Source organism: Campylobacter sp. IFREMER_LSEM_CL1085, assembly GCF_025772235.1.
GTDB classification, from domain to species: Bacteria; Campylobacterota; Campylobacteria; order Campylobacterales; family Campylobacteraceae; genus Campylobacter_D; species Campylobacter_D lari_D.
Window position 1 is genome coordinate 1 of sequence record NZ_JAKMRU010000036.1, and the last position, 1,599, is coordinate 1,599.

Below are 1,599 nucleotides of genomic sequence, written 5' to 3' on the forward strand. Positions count from 1 at the left end.
CTTCAAAAGAATATATAGAATGTGAAAATGCTTTTAAAGCAGATATAGGTAAATCAATGGGGAAAGAGCCTTTGGATTATGGCGAGCTTAGAAAAAAATATGATAAAGAAGCTGATGCTTTGTTTGACTAAATAGGAGTGAAAAATGAGTAGTGTTTAGCTACTCGTTTTTATTATTCCTATAAATTTACATATTATTCCTATAAATTTTTTAAATTTTTTAAATTTTTTAAATTTTTTTTTATTAGTATCAGTATTATTAATATTGATTTTAGCATTACTTATGCTTATTTCAGAATTATCTTTACTTTCTCCAATTTCTAAATTTTCAAGATCTTTTCTAGAATTGTTTATGATTATAGTTGCGTTATCGGCAATAATTTTACTATCCTTATCAGCTTTAAGTAGAGTTATTTTACTGCCCTTTTTTTCAGCTGTAATTTCTAAATTTTCTTTCTTTTTCCCAAAAAGTGAAAAACTAAATATAACATTTTATCCTTATGTGAAAATATTTTTGATATTTTACTATAAATTAAATAAAATATCTACCCAATATCAATAATATATGATATAAATAGTTAATATAAATATTAACTAGAGATTTTAATCCCTAGTTAATTCTTTATCAGAATTTTCTTTTTTTAGGCATACTACTTTACCCCTAAACATCTGCATTTTAATTTCTTTTGTTACAAATTCTAACCCTTTTAAAAGCATTAAATCATTAAAATCACTCATACCTTGAGAGCTTTGCTCTTGTGTAAAATTTGGTAAAATTACACTAACATTAGAATATTTTTCTTTAATTTCTAAAGCTGTTTTTTTACCTGTATTTTCTAATCCTTTTAATTCTTTTTTTACATCATTATCAGCAAATATTGTGATATTTTTATCAGGATAGAGAGTATTTAGTTTTTTAACCACACTTTCTAAATTACCAGCATCTACTGCCATAATGATAGGTTTATTTAAAGCTTTATACAAAGTAGCACCAGTAGCAAAACCTTCACATAAATAAAATTCTTTTAAATTATGAAGTGTTTTAGCTCCTATAATATGAAAACAACCTTGTTTTTTTGCAAGATATTCCACACCTTGATCTTTTTCTTCTTGAGTTTTAATTACCCCTATGATTTTATCTCCATTTGAAAATATTCTTTGAAGTGACCATAATTTTCCATTTTCATCTTTTAAAGGAATTAATAATGAACCCATTTTATCTTGTTTAAGATAAAAGTTTTCATCAAAGCCTTTTTTCTTTAAGTAAGCATGGTTAGAATTAGCCCATCTTGCATTATTATACTCATCTTCTAATTTTAAGGCAGTTTTTTCTTGTAAGGCTAAAATTTCTTTTTCTCTAAGCTCTTGATCTTTTTTTATTTGATTATGTAATTCTTGAGAGCTTTTTAAATTACCATTATAGTTTTTTTCTACTTGCATTTTCCAATTTTTCTTTATGCCTGTTTTAAAATTTTGTATAAAACCTGCAGGAAAATTGTTATTTAAATATCCAATATAAGCACCACTTAATTCTCTACCTTTATCATTAGTAGTTTTTACTCTATGAATTTTACCATCCATAATAGGTAAATTATCTATA

Annotated in this window: 1 protein-coding gene; it reads right to left on the reverse strand. The window is 24.6% G+C overall.

Annotation, left to right across the window (positions count from 1 at the left end; all coding sequences use genetic code 11):
- Positions 1 to 602: 602 nt before the first annotated feature.
- The coding region (locus L8W56_RS08680; RefSeq protein WP_263660023.1) for a toprim domain-containing protein at positions 603 to 1,599 on the reverse strand (997 nt) is incomplete at its 5' end.